Source organism: Streptomyces sp. NPDC046881 (assembly GCF_040645015.1).
In the GTDB taxonomy this organism is placed as follows: domain Bacteria; phylum Actinomycetota; class Actinomycetes; order Streptomycetales; family Streptomycetaceae; genus Streptomyces.
On the sequence record NZ_JBEYXJ010000086.1, the window covers coordinates 1 to 15,252 of the forward strand.

The 15,252-nt window shown below is 67.3% G+C and carries 17 protein-coding genes, 1 tRNA gene and 2 pseudogenes; 8 read left to right on the forward strand and 12 right to left on the reverse strand.

Features of this window, described 5'->3' with window-relative positions:
* Nucleotides 1–199: 199 nt before the first annotated feature.
* A complete protein-coding gene (locus tag ABZ923_RS30610) occupies nt 200–496 on the forward strand; it encodes a GYD domain-containing protein (RefSeq protein ID WP_361477958.1) in 297 nt (98 codons plus the stop codon).
* 88 nt (nt 497–584) lie between these two features.
* Here the strand turns inward: ABZ923_RS30610 and ABZ923_RS30615 are convergent, their stop codons facing one another.
* Nucleotides 585–1,007, reverse strand: a complete 423-nt coding sequence (locus ABZ923_RS30615; RefSeq protein ID WP_361477961.1) for a hypothetical protein — start codon at nt 1,005–1,007, stop codon at nt 585–587.
* Between the two features lie 475 nt (nt 1,008–1,482).
* Here ABZ923_RS30615 and ABZ923_RS30620 point away from each other — a divergent pair.
* A pseudogene (locus ABZ923_RS30620) lies at nt 1,483–1,726 on the forward strand (ATP-binding protein); the annotation flags it as partial.
* A gap of 311 nt (nt 1,727–2,037) precedes the next feature.
* Here ABZ923_RS30620 and ABZ923_RS30625 read toward each other — a convergent pair.
* Nucleotides 2,038–2,460, reverse strand: coding sequence for a hypothetical protein (locus ABZ923_RS30625; protein WP_361478051.1), 423 nt, complete (start codon nt 2,458–2,460; stop codon nt 2,038–2,040).
* 213 nt (nt 2,461–2,673) lie between these two features.
* Here ABZ923_RS30625 and ABZ923_RS30630 point away from each other — a divergent pair, with 213 nt between their 5' ends.
* Genes ABZ923_RS30630 through fmdA form a run of 3 tightly spaced genes read left to right on the forward strand, consistent with a single transcriptional unit; the run spans nt 2,674 to nt 4,891 of the window.
* Nucleotides 2,674–2,952 (forward strand): FmdB family zinc ribbon protein, encoded by a 279-nt coding sequence (locus ABZ923_RS30630; protein WP_361477964.1) that lies wholly within the window; start codon nt 2,674–2,676, stop codon nt 2,950–2,952.
* Between the two features lie 21 nt (nt 2,953–2,973).
* Entirely contained in the window at nt 2,974–3,612 is a 639-nt protein-coding gene (locus ABZ923_RS30635) for an AmiS/UreI family transporter (protein WP_361477967.1), read from the forward strand.
* Between the two features lie 28 nt (nt 3,613–3,640).
* Complete coding sequence (fmdA, locus tag ABZ923_RS30640) at nt 3,641–4,891, forward strand: formamidase (RefSeq protein ID WP_361477970.1); 1,251 nt, start codon at nt 3,641–3,643, stop codon at nt 4,889–4,891.
* A 537-nt stretch (nt 4,892–5,428) separates the two neighbouring features.
* Here fmdA and ABZ923_RS30645 read toward each other — a convergent pair.
* The 4 genes from ABZ923_RS30645 to ABZ923_RS30660 form a co-directional block, all read right to left on the reverse strand.
* Entirely contained in the window at nt 5,429–5,569 is a 141-nt protein-coding gene (locus ABZ923_RS30645; RefSeq protein ID WP_361477973.1) for a hypothetical protein, read from the reverse strand.
* 61 nt (nt 5,570–5,630) lie between these two features.
* Nucleotides 5,631–6,965, reverse strand: coding sequence for a Dyp-type peroxidase (locus tag ABZ923_RS30650; protein ID WP_361477976.1), 1,335 nt, complete (start codon nt 6,963–6,965; stop codon nt 5,631–5,633).
* Between the two features lie 20 nt (nt 6,966–6,985).
* Nucleotides 6,986–7,999, reverse strand: a complete 1,014-nt coding sequence (locus ABZ923_RS30655; RefSeq protein ID WP_361477979.1) for a hypothetical protein — start codon at nt 7,997–7,999, stop codon at nt 6,986–6,988.
* A gap of 37 nt (nt 8,000–8,036) precedes the next feature.
* Nucleotides 8,037–8,570, reverse strand: a complete 534-nt coding sequence (locus ABZ923_RS30660) for a hypothetical protein (protein WP_361477982.1) — start codon at nt 8,568–8,570, stop codon at nt 8,037–8,039.
* A 217-nt stretch (nt 8,571–8,787) separates the two neighbouring features.
* Between ABZ923_RS30660 and ABZ923_RS30665 the strand changes: the two are divergent.
* A pseudogene (locus ABZ923_RS30665) lies at nt 8,788–8,953 on the forward strand (oxidoreductase); the annotation flags it as partial.
* A gap of 73 nt (nt 8,954–9,026) precedes the next feature.
* Here the strand turns inward: ABZ923_RS30665 and ABZ923_RS30670 are convergent.
* The 6 genes from ABZ923_RS30670 to ABZ923_RS30695 all read right to left on the reverse strand — a co-directional run bounded on the left by ABZ923_RS30670 (nt 9,027) and on the right by ABZ923_RS30695 (nt 12,010).
* Entirely contained in the window at nt 9,027–9,455 is a 429-nt protein-coding gene (locus ABZ923_RS30670; protein WP_361477985.1) for a hypothetical protein, read from the reverse strand.
* A gap of 208 nt (nt 9,456–9,663) precedes the next feature.
* Nucleotides 9,664–9,777: transfer RNA gene (locus ABZ923_RS30675), tRNA-OTHER, on the reverse strand.
* Complete coding sequence (locus ABZ923_RS30680) at nt 9,750–10,496, reverse strand: DUF6069 family protein (RefSeq protein ID WP_361477988.1); 747 nt, start codon at nt 10,494–10,496, stop codon at nt 9,750–9,752. The genes ABZ923_RS30675 and ABZ923_RS30680 overlap by 28 nt, the downstream gene beginning before the upstream one ends.
* A 176-nt stretch (nt 10,497–10,672) precedes the next feature.
* Complete coding sequence (locus ABZ923_RS30685; protein ID WP_361477991.1) at nt 10,673–10,933, reverse strand: hypothetical protein; 261 nt, start codon at nt 10,931–10,933, stop codon at nt 10,673–10,675.
* Nucleotides 10,934–11,073: 140 nt separating this feature from the next.
* Complete coding sequence (locus ABZ923_RS30690; protein WP_361477994.1) at nt 11,074–11,487, reverse strand: DUF6069 family protein; 414 nt, start codon at nt 11,485–11,487, stop codon at nt 11,074–11,076.
* Between the two features lie 316 nt (nt 11,488–11,803).
* Nucleotides 11,804–12,010 carry a hypothetical protein gene (locus tag ABZ923_RS30695; protein ID WP_361477997.1) on the reverse strand — a complete coding sequence of 69 codons (207 nt, stop codon included), beginning with the start codon at nt 12,008–12,010 and terminating at the stop codon, nt 11,804–11,806.
* Between the two features lie 230 nt (nt 12,011–12,240).
* Between ABZ923_RS30695 and ABZ923_RS30700 the strand changes: the two genes are divergently transcribed.
* A complete protein-coding gene (locus tag ABZ923_RS30700) occupies nt 12,241–13,512 on the forward strand; it encodes a nucleotide sugar dehydrogenase (RefSeq protein WP_361478000.1) in 1,272 nt (423 codons plus the stop codon).
* On the forward strand, nt 13,509–15,194 hold the full coding sequence (locus ABZ923_RS30705; RefSeq protein ID WP_361478003.1) for a glycosyltransferase: 1,686 nt from the start codon (nt 13,509–13,511) through the stop codon (nt 15,192–15,194). The genes ABZ923_RS30700 and ABZ923_RS30705 overlap by 4 nt, the downstream gene beginning before the upstream one ends.
* Nucleotides 15,195–15,252: the final 58 nt, after the last annotated feature.

Sequence of the window (15,252 nt, forward strand, 5' to 3'; positions counted from 1 at the left end):
ACCTAAAACAACTATATTGCCCACGCCCAATTAAATCATTTAACCCCCCCGCCGGGGGATTATCTTGGGGGCCGCCCGGGGGGTGGCGGGGGCGGCCCCTTCCCCCTTGTTGCTCGTTCGGGTGCGTAACTCATGCGGGTTCCGGCCCCGGTGTCCAGGCTGGACCTCAGGATGAGTCTTCTCGTGAAGGTGGCAGAACATGCCGACGTACGTCGCCTTGCTGAGCTGGACCGATCAAGGGATCCGTCACTACAAGGACACCGCGAAACGCGCCGAGGCGTTCGGTTCAGCGGTGGAGAAACTCGGAGCGAAGCTCCTGAGCGTCTACTGGACCGTCGGTCCCTACGACCTCGTGGCCATCATCGAGGCCCCTGACGACGAAACCGCCACCGCGGCACTCCTGCAGCTCGGCGGTGTGGGCAACGTCCGCACCACGACCCTGCGGGCCTTCGGCCGAGAGGAGATGGAACGCATCATCGCCAAGACGTCCGGCTGACGACAGCGACCGTCGACCGCGAGACATCCTCGTCGACCGTGGCTGATACCGGACCATGTGCAGCTCAGCCGGCCGCGCGGCAGCCGGGTCAACTCACCGGGCTGGTCAGGATGCAGTGCGGATAGTCGTTGTCCGGATCGCCGATGGGAACCCAGAGCTTCAGGACCTCGCCCTGCCGCAAGGCGGCGTAGGAATCGGGCCGCCGCTCACCCTCTCCGGGGTGAGCGGCATCGAAGGAGTGAGCGGCGTCGAAGGTCACACCGACGAAGCTCTGCTTCTTGTTGGATCCCTGCTCCCAGGTGCCTGTTCCGGACCAGGTCAAACTGTCGTACCAGGCGACGGCGACGCACACCTTATGGGCGGTGAACGTCCCGTCCCGCTTCAGCGTGAGGGTGCCGCCGTCGGCGTCGGTCCACGTGGTCGCAAGTGCGGCCGGTTTCAGCACCACCGGTTCGCCCTCGGGCGGCGGCATGACCGTGAGCCTGCCGCAGGCCGTGAGAGCAAAGGCCATGGCAAGCAGGATCAGCGCGGTACGACAGCTACGCAACACACTCCACCCCCAACGGGTTCTCCGCATGCCGCGTGTGCGACCAGGGGACTGAAGAACCCGCGCCGTACCCTGGCACGGATTTTGAACACGTTCAAGTTTCAGTCGTCGGTGGCAATCCTCTACGAGGCGTGAGGCGGTACGACAGCGAGGCACAGCGGCCGTTGGCGGCCGGGCCGCAAACAGCCCATGGCTCATCTCCTTGGCGAACTGCTCCCTGGCCCGGCGCCACCACAGGCACCGCGACGGGTTGCCGACCACCCAGGGCAGAGAACAGCTGCCCGCCGCTAAGCCAAGTCAGCCACGAGGCAGACACCCCGACTGATCAAGCGCACGTGTGCCTCACCGCACCCCCACCTGCCTCAGACACGCCACTGACTCGCGTCGTCGACCAGAACAAGCCGCGACGGCCGACCATGAGGGGATACCGGGGCCACCTCGCGGCCCCCTGCTCCTGACCGGTATCGACGAAGGAGTCATCCGACCCGACCTCGCCGAACGGCTCCTGCCGCTGCGGCTGGAGCGGCCCCACGTCCGGCACACCGAGGCCGAACTGTAGGCGGAGCATGCGGAGGTTCCGCTCGTCGCTCTCGGTCGCTCTTGAACCTCACGCCCAAGGCCCGCGCCGCCGAGGCGGAAACCCCAACGATGTGCGGATGGCCGCCTTCGCGCACCTGCGCGCACCCGCTTCAGCAGTTCGATCCGAGCCCTGCTCCGCCTACTGCCGTCGACCGGTGCGACGGTCGGGCACAGGCGCTGGTGTATGCCCCCGTCCGGCGTCGTGGAGGTCAGCCGTGGATGTCAGATGCCCGGAGTCGAAGCCTGCGAAGATCAGCTGCCCCGGTCGTAGCCGTTGCTCACAATCCTTGGCGACGCGAGACGTGACCGCTTGCTCGTTGCTGCACGTCTCGGCTGTACGGCCCGGGGCCGGCGGGGACTGCTCAGGACGTCGATCGGCGCCACGGCTCGTACGGCCACGCCGTGAGCCGCCTCTTCAGAGCTTCCCGCCGATCTCGCACGCGCGGCACGGGGGCTGGCCGCAGGTGCACTGCATGAGGGCGTCGACGACTCCGTGGTCGTGGTAGAGGCACTGGTCTTTGCAGGTGTGCCGCGGAATGAACCCCGCGGGGATCTCGCCGGGCCACGGCTCGTGGCCGTCCCTGCAGCGGGCGAACTGCTCGGGATCGGTGGAGTGCAGGTCGTGCATCTTCGACCGCGCCTCGTCCTCCAGGTGCCGCACGCGCTCGGCGAGGCTCTTGAGCTCGGCGGCGATGCCGGCGTAGTGGTCGGTGCCGGTCCTCACGTGTGCGGCCCGCAGCGCCATCGCGGCATTGCCGAGAAACCTGCTCGCGTCCTGGAGGTCGGTCACGTGATGCATCTGAATGCCGTTCACGCCACGGACCCATACGGCGTCCATGCTGCTCACTGATCCACCTTCGAGAAGGGAAAACCTTATTTAAGGACATTAAAGACCCGGGTTGCGCCAGTCCAGGGCTTGGAGCGTGAGTAGGCTCACAAGAAGTGTGGGCAGTGTGGGTGAGATGGATCTTCTTCCGTTCATCATCCACTTGACACGGAGATTTACGAGACGTCTCCTGGAAAGGACAAAGGAACGCGTCGGAGGCTGCTGATGGCAACCTACGAATATCGATGCATCCGCTGCGGAACCTTCGATGTGAAGTTGCCGATCGGCACGGCACCCAAATCCTCGGGCTGTCCTCTTTGCGGAGGCGCCGCACGGCGTGTGTATTCGGCTCCCTCTCTCGCGCGAACCCCGCACGCGGTCGCCGCCGCCCATGCCCGCGAGGAACAGTCCCGTGAGGCCCCGGAGGTGGTCTCCGAAGTGCCGCCCGGCAGGAGAGTGCGCAGGCCACCGCACCCCGCGCTCTCCAAGTTGCCCCGCCCCTGAAGGACTTGGGAGGTGCGTCCTGTGGCGAACGTGGGACTGCTCTTCGTCGGTGCGGTGCTCTTCCTGAACGGACTGCTCCTCCTCAAGAAGGTCGATCCCCGCTCGGCAGCGGTGTTCAACCTTTTCGTCGGTGTACTCCAGGTGCTGACGCCGACGTACCTCATCTTCGCCGCCGACAACGACCCCAAGAAGATTTTGGCGGCGTCCGGGATTTATCTCTTCGGATTCACCTACCTCTATGTGGGAATCTGTCTCCTCGCCGGCATCGAAACCGATGGTGTCGGCTTTTACTCGCTCTTTGTGGCAGTCGCCGCCCTGGGGTATTCGTTCGTCAATTTCCACCTCGCCAAGGACAACCCGTTCGGTGTGATCTGGCTCTACTGGGCGTTCCTGTGGTTCCTGTTCTTCCTGCTGCTCGGCCTCAAGATGGACAGGCTCGGCAGCTACGTCGGCTGGGTCACGGCGATCGAGGGCTGGGTCACCGGTGTGATCCCCGCCGCTCTGCTGCTCTCCGGCTACTGGAAACACCCCGACGAGACCGCCATCGCACTGGGCGTCTTCGCCGTCGTCGTCTTCGCGGCGCTGTGGCCGCTCACCCGCGCATCGCGGCAACCGGCGCCCGCCACCACGACGCCGGCCGGCCCGGGTGCATCCGTGTGACCGATTCAGAAGGACCAAGGAAGCCGTCATGCCCGAAGTCAAGTTCACAGTGGACCAGAGCAAGTCCATGCGCGATCAGGCCGTTCCGGGACACAACAGGTGGCATCCGGATGTTCCGGTTGCCGCCACGGTCCACCCGGGGGACGAGTTCCGCCTCGAATGCCGCGAATGGACCGACGCACAGATAGGCAACAACGACTCCGCCAACGACGTACGCGATGTCGACCTGAAGGCCACGCACATGCTGAGCGGGCCGATAGGCGTCGAAGGCGCGGAGCCGGGCGACCTGCTCGTCGTGGACATCCTCGACCTGGGACCCGTACCGCAGCAGGTCGGGGCCGCACCCGGTCAGGGCTGGGGATACACCGGCGTCTTCGCCAAGGCCAACGGCGGAGGATTCCTGACCGACTACTTCCCGGACGCCTACAAGGCGATCTGGGACTTCCACGGTCAGCAGGCGGTGTCCAGGCACCTGCCCGGTGTCCGCTTCACCGGCATCACCCACCCCGGTCTCTTCGGCACCGCCCCCTCCGCGGACCTGCTGGCGAGCTGGAACAGGCGCGAGCAGGCGCTGATCGACACCGACCCCGACCGGATCCCCCCGCTGGGGCTCGCGCCCGATCCCGACGGGGGACTCGCGGGAAAGGCGACCGGATCGGATGCCCAGCGCATCCTCGAGGAAGGAGCACGCACCGTTCCCGCACGGGAGAACGGCGGCAACCACGACATCAAGAACTTCACGCGCGGCGCCCGGGTCTTCTACCCCGTCCACGTCGACGGCGCCAAGCTGTCGGGCGGTGACCTGCACTTCAGCCAGGGAGACGGGGAGATCACCTTCTGCGGCGCCATCGAGATGGGCGGTTACATCGACTTCCACGTCGACCTGATCAAGGGCGGCATGGAGAAGTACGGCATCAGCACCAACCCCGTCTTCATGCCGGGCAACGTCGAGCCGCGGTACTCGGAGTTCATGTCCTTCATCGGGATCTCCGTGGACCACGACACCGACACCAACTACTACATGGACGCGACGGTTGCTTTCCGCCGCGCCTGCCTCAACGCCATCGAGTACCTGAAGAGGTTCGGCTACTCCGGAGAGCAGGCCTACCTGATCCTCGGCGCGGCCCCAATCGAGGGACGCATCAGCGGGATCGTGGACATTCCCAACGCCTGCTGCTCGCTGTACCTCCCCACCGCCATCTTCGATTTCGACATCCGGCCCACCACCGCCGGCCCCAAGACGGCCGACCGCGGCCAGTGCGCGGTCTCGACGGCCTGATCGGACACCGACGCCCGGCCGGACACCGACGCCCGGCCGGACACCGACCGCAGGAGTCCAGCGGCCGGCGGCTCGCCGAGACCGGCGAGGCAGGCGGGGGAGGAGCGGATCCAGGGAAGGCGCTCGGTCCTGAGGGTACGAGGCACCACTGCCGTCAACCCTGCGTCAAAGGCCCCGGACCAAGATCGGTCCGGGGCCTTTCGGCTGGTGCCCCCGGCAGGAAGGCGGCTGATCTCGGAAAACGCGCCTCTGTGGGTCTCACGTGTTCACGGCGATTCCCAGCCTCATATGTGCTGGACCCGTTCTGGTCGGGCAGCCACTGGGCGCTGCCGCTTCCCAGGCTTTCCGATGGAGGCGAGCAGCACCTGCATCGCCGCGCCGCCGACGACGTCGCCGTTTTGCACCATGGCCAGTTTCGCTCCGAAACGGCCGCCCGGGGAGGAGGCGAGCAGGATGAGCGCGATGAAGGAGGTGGAGGGGAGGTGAACAGAGCGCCGATGCCCCAGCCGAGCAGTGGGACGACGACCAGGTTGGCGATCAGTGCCAGGAGCAGGAGCGGGATGTTGGTGAAGACGCTCCGCACAGGGCCGGTACGGTGGCGCCCAGGCCGGCGGCGAACATGGTGGCCGCGATGAAGATGACGGTGACGGCGTTGAGCACCAGGTGCAGGGTCTCCATCAGCTTCCCCTCGGGCGCTGTACAACGGCCGGACTGTGCCGGGGTGCCTGTCGTCGCGCTGTCAGTCGTGGAGGTCGCCGAGCCAGCGCAGGGCGGTCAGGCTCGGCAGGAAGCAGTACTCGCCTCCTCGGGTGACGACGAACCGCGGCAGTGGAGCGAGGCGTCGGCGCAGCGGGCGGCGGGGAATGGTGTGGCCGGCGGAGCCGTCGTGGGCTCCGGTGACGGGGTCTTTGGCGTCGTTCGCGCCGAAGAAGACGCCGTCGTTCATCCATTGCGTCTGGACGAACTCGAACTGCCGGCCCAGGTGTGCTCCGATGAACGCGAACATGAGGCCGCGGTCGGCGCCGTCGTCCTGCAGCACTCCTTCGGGCAGCGGCGGGCCGTAGACGGCGCCGCGCCGGATCATGCGGTGCAGTCGTACCTCTCCTGCCACGGAGGCGTCGCGGGGATTGGCGCGGCGGATGTGGCTGCCGCCGGGTGTCGTGAATCCCGCCGGATCGTCGGTCTTGTACAGGAAGGTGTTCCGGCGGTGCGGGTCGGCGCCGAGCGCGGGCTCATCGTGCTGCGGGGCCAGCGCCAGGGGAGCACCGCTGCGCCAGCGCCCCATGATCTTCGCGGCGATCAGTTCCTCGTCCTCGGGCCCGGTGGAGTTGTCCTTCAGGTACCTCCGGAACTCGGCCACGTTCTGATGGAGCTTGCGGAAGACCGCGTAACTGCCGTTGCGGCCCAGCACGGTGGGCTGCGGGCTCTGCATACCGCCGATCTCGTCCCGGTAGCCCAGGACGAACTCGCCGGCCTTCAGCGGCACTTCCAACTGGTTGGATCCCGGTATCCTGCTGCCTTCGACGGCTGGATGGCTGACGCCGTCGCGATAGCCGAAATGCTCGGTCTCGGTGGGCAGCGCGTAGCAGTCCTGCCGCCATGTCGCCGTCACTCCGGCGAGCCGGTCGTAAGCGGGGCGGGCGCGGTCGATCGCCGCCTCCAGGCGCTCTGGGTCGGGCGCGACCGCGGTGAGCACCACGTGGAGGTCGGGACTGCCCAGCGGCGTTTCCCAGTGCTCCGGGCTGCTGTCGCCCACATCGCCCAGCGTTCTGGCACGGGCCGCCATGCCTTGCCGGAACTCCCAGGCGAACGTGTCCAGTGAGGCGCGGGGTACCCCCAGCGCCTCCAGGCCGCGACAGGTGACGGCCACACTCACCCAGGTCTCTCCCAAGGGGCTGACCGTGTCCGCCGCGGAGGTCACCGCCGTACTCGCGCGCCGCATCAGCTCCCGTCCGTGTGCCCGGTCGTCGATGCGGAAGGCGAGGTAGGTCGCCGCATAAGGCGTCGGCCGGCCGCTGAGAACCCCGCGCTGGATGTCGTCGAGTTCCAGCGTGACCTCCGTGTGCACGTTCACGGTTGACCTCCGCGTCAGCCTTACCTGGAGACGACGTTCCGCCAGAAATTGCGCAGGCTGTCGTCACCACCGAAGAGGGAGCTGAAGATGGTCGAGTCCGCCAGCAGCAGATCGGCCGCGCGGTCACCGCTGGGCGGCATCCACAGAAACATGTTGAACTCCGCGTTGCCGGCCTCGGTGAACGGATGCGGCCGGGAGGTGTCGATCGGCTGCCTGGCCAGCACGCGGATGGCTTCCGGGTCGTCGGTCGTCACGTCGTAGTGCGGCAGGTGCATGTGGAAGTTGAAGTTCGTCACCCCCTCCAGCCAGCCCTTCGGGTCCAGGTCCCGGACCGTGGACAGCGGGGCGATCTGGTTGCCCTCGCGCGTGGCCGGACGCAGCCCGTACCGGTTCATGACCGGCACGCCGAGACCCTGCATCAGGTCCCTGACGTAGGTGGCGAACCGCTGCTGCCGGGGCACCAGGGGGTCGCCATGGTGGCGGTACTCCATCTCCCGGACCTTGAGGTCGTCCGATGCGCCGACGTCGTGGTGCGGGCCCAGGACGAGGCAGGCGTCCTCCCGGGCGAGGAACGCCCGCAGGGCCTCGATCTCCCCCGGCTGGGCCTCCTGCTCGGTGACCGCGTGATCCAATCCGAACACGAACAGGACATCGGTGTCGTCGAGCACCCGCTCGTCGAGCGGGGTGAAGAAACCCGCCTGGTCGATGCGCTGGTACACCGGGACGGGATGTCCGGTGACCTCCTCGACGTAGTCCTGGAACGGCACCCAGGCCCAGAAGAACAGCTCCAGTGACCCGGCGATGCCCTGCTGGAACCGGTACGGGTCCGACCACTTCGGGTCCTCGTACGCGGGCCAGGCCACCCGCCTGACCTCGGTCATCGTGGAGAAGCGGTTGTCCAGCTCGGCCGCGTTGCGACCGGCCTCTGCCGGATAGCTCCAAGAGACGTAGATGCTCACCCGCCGCCCGTCGGGGGTGTACCTCCGCGGAATGTGCCGCTGGTTGTACGTGCGTGCGGTCCTGACCTCGCTCATTGCGGCTCGTCTCACTGCGTCTGATCGTCTGGTCGTCTCATTGCATCTGGTCGAGCATCTGTGACAGAGCGTCCTTGATCAGCAGAGCCTTCTTGATCTCGTCTGCCGTCACATACGGGTACTCGCCGTACTCGATGAAGCTCGGACAGTGGTGCTCCCGTACGAAGCGCACGAACGCCTCGGGGTTCGTGCGCCAGTCCTCGGGGAATCCTTCGAGGTTCTCGAAAGCCGTGCTCACGCCTGCCTTGCTGAAGAGCGCGACGGCGTCCTCGGTGTACTTGTCGAAGTCGGTGTCGAAGATCCCCTGATACATGAAGCGCGTGTCATCGTCGAAGAGGACCCAGCGCAGGTAGTGCAGCTTCAACGGCGCGAGAAGGTACGGATCCTGCTCCAGCGCCTTGGCCAGGGTGTGGCCGTACTCCCGCATGGTGTCGGCCCTGCCCGGTTTGACCTTCGCGACGATCGTGAAGCCGTAGCAGGCCGGAGTCCTCGGAAAGACGGGGCCGTACTTCCCCTGTTCCAGGTGGTCGGTCTCCTTGGGAATGACGACTGCCTGAGGCTTGATCTCCATGTCCGTTCCCTTCCGCATCGGGAGGCCGGGACCGGTCCACGTACAGCGTTGCACTCGACGGCCGAGGGCGCCTGCCGAGCGGCCGGGGGCTGATCAGCGCAATCGCGCGGGGGCGACGTCAGTGCGTCACGGCGGCCTTGAGGAGCACGATGAGCAGCCCGAGCAGCAGGTTCACCGCCCCTGTGGTCACCACTGCGCGGCGGGAGGCAACACCAACGCGGCGGGGGTCGCGCCCCGCGTCGTGATGGAGATCCTGGGGCTCTCAGATCAGCATCACCATGGACGTCCACACGCACGTCGTGCAGGACACCCGGCGCGAGGCCACGAGCCACATGGACCGCCTGCTGCGGAGCATCCCGGTCGTCAGTGACCGCCCGCGTTGATGTCAGAAGTGGCTTCTTCGCCGTGGTTCCCCGCTGCTCCCCGCTCGATCTGGTGCGCTTGCGGTGCGGCTTCTTACGTGCGGGGCAGCAGGTCGTCGGTTGTCGGCTCGGACTCGTGCAGTGCGACGAGCTCCTTCAGGTCATTCGCGACCATGACCTGTGCGAGACGTCCGGCAACCGCCACGACCTCGGGCCACGCTTGCGAGGCGAGGTGTTCTTCGTCGGTGTCGTTGGGCGCGTCGGCCGTCGCCGCGTTGAGTGCGGTGCCGAGTTGCCGCATGAGGACGACCTCTTCCTGGGTCCTCAGGCTGGTGCCAAGGTAGCTCTCGGGGTTGTCGGCGTCGCAGAAGTCGTCGAAGAGCGTGTGGAAGATGTGGCCCAGGTTCTCGAACGCTGACGGGTCCAGCCATACGTCCCGCTGCCACGGAGGGTTGGCCAGGGCGAGGACTGCCGGGACGAGGTGGACTCGGAAGTTCGCCAGGCGTCGACTGTCCTCTTTCACGGGTCAGAGGGTAGCGGCAGCTTGCGGAACAGCGCTGACACCGGGACGTCGCCCGTCTCCTCAAGACCATGATCCGCAAGGGTGGGAGGGGCCCGGGCCAGGAGATGCGGATTCCGCGTGGATGCTGGTGACACGGCTGGGGCACGGCGTCCGGAACGGCAAGGGCCAGCCCGGGAGGAAAACCCTCCTGAGCCGGCCCTTCTCTCTGTGCCCCCGGCAGGATTCGAACCTGCGACACCCGCTTCAGGAGAGGCCCCATGGTCCTTCCCCGTTCTTGATGGCCTTTCCTTGGATTCACCGTTCCTGCAGCTCAACGGGGAGCGGTCTGCCGTCCTTGTCTGATCGTTCCCCGTCTTCAGCTGGCCTTCCGCTCCCATGACGTTCCCATGAGGGGCCCTCGCAGGCCTCTGGGGCTGGGGTGGGGGAGCCGGCTGAGACCAGCCGCGGTCGCCTGAAACGGTGAGCACCGCAGACCCTTCGGGGCGCCGAAGGCTCCGCACCGATCAGGGTGTCGGGGCCCTCGGGCATCTGCGCGGCCACGCTGCCTGGACCGCGCAGGACAGGAGCAGCCTGAGCCTGCGGGGCTTGCAAGCGGGGGGTCGGCCTGCTGCCATGTTCTGGATCGATCAGCGGTTCCGGGGCCAGGAGCGGAATGAGTACGGCGGCGACGGCCAGGTGCATCAGGGCCAGGATGGCCGTGGCGCCGCCGGATACCTGGAGATACGTCAGCGGGGTGAGTGACACCAACAACACGGCGACGGCCAGTCGGGTCCAGAAGGCCGAGGCCCGGTCGGTATCGGTCAACAGGTCCAGCCCCTTTCGCGTCGCTGAGGCGATCAGGGAGACGACGAACGTGATCCCGAGGACGCGCGGCAGGCTTACGGCCCGGGTCGGCCATCCGCCTCCGGGCCCCACGCGGAGTTCGACGCCCAGGATGTGGGCGACGGTCCACAGCAGGGTGGTGGCCAGGACGGCGCCGCCGGTCGCGTAGGCGATGTGGCGCAGGTCCGGGCTGGCCGGTCGGCTGGGCGGGGTGGTCATCGGGATGCTCCGTCATGTACAGGTCCATAAACGTCCAGCCGGCGACGAGGTGTGACCAATCGCGGCGCTACTTCGGAACCGCCTGCTCGGAGGGGAGGTCCTCCAGGTTGCGGGTGGCCTTCCGCAGCCGGGCGTTGATCCTTGTCTCCGGCGGGAAGGCGAGGTGAGGCGTGAACTCAGTCCGCCGACCGGGCCGCAGTCGTCTCCGCGGACTCGGCGGCGTCCGGCACCGCCGTGTCGTACGCGCCTTGCGCCTCCGTGGACATATGCCGCCACTCCTCCGGCGACGGCTCACCATCCAGATGCACCGGTACCCCACGGCGGGCGTGCGACGACGGCCGGCGACGCTCCTGGCGCAGCACCCACCAGATGCCCACCACAGCGATCACCAGCAGCGACACGGGGACCAGAGCCCCGACCACACGGGCAGCAGACATGACGGCACCTCTCTTCGGCGGACAGCCGGTAGACCTGTCGCGGAGCGAATGCCCCAGGGCTCCGCATCCGATTCCTCGGGCCTGGAGCGCGGCCGGTCAGTGGGTCGATTGGTTGTCTTCGGCTTGTCGTCATGTCCTGGTCAGTCGGCGTTTCCGGGGGCCAGGAGCGGAATGAGTACGGCGGCGACGGCCAGGTGCATCAGCGCCAGGGTGGCCCTGGCGCCGCCGGACGCCTGAACGAACGTCAGTGGGGCCAGTGACACCAGCAACACGGTCACGGCCAGTTGGGCCCAAGTGGTCGGAGTCGGGTCGGTCAACCGGCCCAGTCCCTTTCTCGTCACTGAGGCGAGCAGGGATGCGACGAGCGTGCTGCCGACGACGAGGGGCAGGCCGATGGCCTGGCTCGGCCATCCGCCTCCGAGCCCGACGCGGAGTTCGACGCCCAGGATGTGGGCGACGGTCCACAGCAGGGTGGTGGCCAGGACGGCGCCGCCGGTCGCGTATGCGGTGCGGCGCAGGTCCGGGGTGGCCGGTCGGGTGGGCGGGGTGGTCATCGGAGTGCTCCGTCATGCGGGGGAGTACGGTCCCGCCGCCGTGCGGCGGGATACGACAGCGCGGTGCGCCGTCGGGAGGCCGGGGAGGAGAGGGGCTGCCTGCTGTCCGAAGGCTTCACCGCTGCCACTGAAATGCCGGGTCACGTTCCTGACGCCGGGGCCTCACTGGATTCAGGGCGGGCGGGGCGAAGAGAAGGTGGCTGTCAGGGTCGTTCCAGGCGTACATGATGATCAAAACCTTGGGTTGGGCAGCGGTTCCCGGTTCCTCGTCTTCCTTTCTAGGCATTCCGCGTACGAGGCACATCGGGGGTTTTCCCTAGTCGCACACCCTGGGCGAGTGCTGTCTGCGGCGTCCGATGCCGGGCGGCCGGCGCACGTCGATCCAGCCGATGGCCGAGCGGCTGCCGGACGGGAACATGCGGCCCTGCAGCAGTTCGTGAGCCAGTCGCGAGTTGCCCATCCGGAGGATGCCGAGCCGCACCGGCCCGCTCACGGCGGGCTCGGACCGCACAGGCCTGCTCATCTCGCCGATCCCCCGCTGCGAAGACCGCAACCATCCACCTTGCCGGACTCCACATCGCTGGCATCTTCCTCCGGTCCGCCCGGTGATCCGCAGGAAGTCCCCAGTCCGCCCAGGTGCGCGACTAGGGAGAACCCCCGATGTGCCCGCTACGCGGAACGCCTAGAAAAAGGAGTGGTCAGGCGCTCGGCTGAGCCGAGGTAGCGCCCGTTGGAAAAGGGTTGGGGACGAAGGTGAGCAGACCCACTGCGGTGGATCTTGTTGTTGTCGGGCTCGGATACGTGGGGTTGCCGTTGGCCCGCTCCGCTACGGCGGCGGGGCTGAGCGTCGTTGGAATCGATCGCAGCCGTCAGGTGGTCGAAGGCCTGAACTCCGGCCGCTCGCACATCGACGACGTCACCGATGCCGAGGTTCGCACGATGCTGGACCAGGGGTTCGGTGCGGTCGACAGTGCCGAGGCCATCGCCGGCGCCGCCGCGGTCGTCGTCTGCGTCCCGACCCCGCTCACCGACCACGGCTCTCCCGACCTGGGCGCGGTGCACGCCGTGGTCGACGACATCGCCGCCCACCTCGCTCCGGGCACCCTCGTGGTCCTTGAGTCGACGACGTATCCCGGTACCACCGATGAGGTTGTGCGGCCACGGCTCGAGGCCGGTGGCCTTCGGGCGGGCAGGGACTTCCATCTGGCCTTCTCCCCCGAGCGCATAGACCCGGGCAACCCCCGCTTCGGCCTGGAGAACACCCCGAAGGTGGTCGGCGGCGTCACGGCGGACTGCACCAAGGCGGCACGCGCCCTGTACGAGCGTTTCGTGGGCGGCGTGGTGGAGGCGAAGGGCACCCGCGAGGCCGAGATGGCCAAGCTGCTGGAGAACACGTACCGGCACGTCAACATCGCGCTGGTCAACGAGATGTCGATGTTCTGCCATGAGATCGGCGTCGATCTGTGGGACGCGATCCGGTGCGCGGCCAGCAAGCCGTTCGGGTTCGCACCCTTCTACCCCGGCCCGGGAGTCGGCGGCCACTGCATCCCCATCGACCCCAACTACCTGTCCTACAAGGTGCGTTCCCTCGGCATTCCGTTCCGCTTCGTGGAGCTGGCCCAGGAGATCAACCAGCGGATGCCCGTGCATGTGGTCAACCGGGCGGCCGACCTGCTCAACGACCAGGGCAGGGCGGTCCGCGGGTCGCGCATCCTGCTGCTGGGTGTGACCTACAAGCCCGACATCTCCGACCAGCGGGAGAGCCCCGCGTTCGCGGTGGCCGAGCAGCTGCGCGCCCGGGGTGCCGAACTGGCCTACTTCGACCCTCGCGTGTCCGGCTGGACGGTGGGTGGATGCCCGATCGAACGGGTGGAGGACTACCTCGCGGCGGCCGAGTCGGCCGATCTGACCGTCCTGTTGCAGCCGCACCGGGAGATCGACCTCGTTCTGCTGGCCGACCGCGCCCGGCTCCTGTTCGACACGCGCGGCAAGTCCGCCGATCACCCCAGGGTGGTCAAGCTGTGACCACCCACGAGACGTTCATACCCGAGGCGGCCGAGGCCGACAGCCGTCAGGGACACCGCAGACGCAGACACCTGAAGGTGTCGTACCTGTTCTTCGTGGGCTTCGCCGCGCTGATCTTCACCCGGCTCGGCGCGGGCTCCCTGCACCTGTACTCCATCGGCGCCATGGGGCTGCTGGCCCTCAAGATGTTCATGGCGCTGTTCTACCGTCCGGCCAAGGCGGACCGGCAGGGGCTGGAGTACCTCGAGCAGTCGTGGGTCACCGCAGTCATCCCGATCTACAACGAGGATCCGGTGATGTTCGAGCAGGGCCTGCGGAGTCTGCTCGCGCAGAGCCGGCTGCCCAACGAGGTCCACATCATCGACGACTGCAGCGCGGATCCCGGCGGCATCAGGGTCGCCAAGAAGCTACGCCGTGATTTCGAAGCCACAGGCGTCAAGTACACCGTCAGCGTCCAGCCGGAGAACAAGGGAAAGCGCGAGGCACTGGCCCTGGGCTTCGAGGCGGCCCCGTACTCGGACATCTTCCTGTGTGTGGACTCCGACACCGTCCTGGCCCGCGACACCGTGCGCGAGTTGCTGCTCCCGCTGGCCGACGAGCGGGTCATGGCCTCCACCGGCATGGTCTTGGCCCTCAATCACGACAGCAACATCTTCACCCGCCTGCAGGACCTCAGGTACGGCAACTCCTTCCTCTTCGAACGGGCCGCGTACTCGCGGCTGAAGTCCGTGCTGTGCTGCTGCGGTGCGCTCTCCGCCTACCGGGGCACACTGGTACGCACATACCTCCCGGACTTCCTCAACCAGCAGTTCCTGGGCAAGCCCGCCGTCTTCGGCGACGACCGCCGGATGACGAACTACTGCCTTATGGAAGGCCAGGTCGTCTTCCAGGAGACCGCCGTCGGCTACACGGCGGTGCCGGAGAAGCTCGCGCACTTCCTGCGCCAGCAGGTTCGCTGGAACAAGTCGTTCTTCCGCGAGTCCCTGTGGGCGTTCAGGCATCAGAAGAAGTACCGGCCCGCCTTCTGGCTGACCTGCATGGAACTGGGTTTGTGGCTGGTCTTCGGCACGGCGATGGTCTCTTCGATGGTCGTCCTGCCGATCCTCCACCCCACCTCGTTCTTGCACCACATCGGGGACTACGCCGTCTTCATGGTCCTCATGGGTTACCTGCGCAACGTGCGCTACCTCGACTTCCCACGCCGGGGCATGGGCTTCACCAAGCGGTTCGGCATGTTCCTGCTCGCGCCGCTGTACGGGGTGATCCAGTTGTTCCTGCTCACCCCGCTGCGCTTCTACGCCCTGCTCACGCTGGGCAAGGGCAGCTGGGGCACCCGGCAGGCAGGCGTCGAGGTGTCCGTGGGCGGAGCCGAGGCGGAGGTCACGGAGATCTTCGAAGAGGAGGACCCCTACTCCGACAAGAAGGTGACCGAGACACTCCAGCTGATGCGCCTGGAAGGTGTCGCACTTGCGCGCACCGCAGCCCCTCGGCGCCAGGCCGTTGTGCAGGAGCAGCCACTGCCCGCACTTCACCTCCACCAGCAGGGCTGGAGCATTCCCCAGCAGAGGGTGACGTGGGGATCTTCCGTACCCGTCGAGCAGCCCTGGCAGGCACCCCAGCAGCCAGGCTCTCCCCAGGACGAGCAACTGGATCCTTCCCGGCCCCACGGCCAGGGCTGGTAGCAGGCTCGGAGAGCGGGGCCGTACGGATGCCCTCCCTGCGGTCCTGCTCGCCCACCAC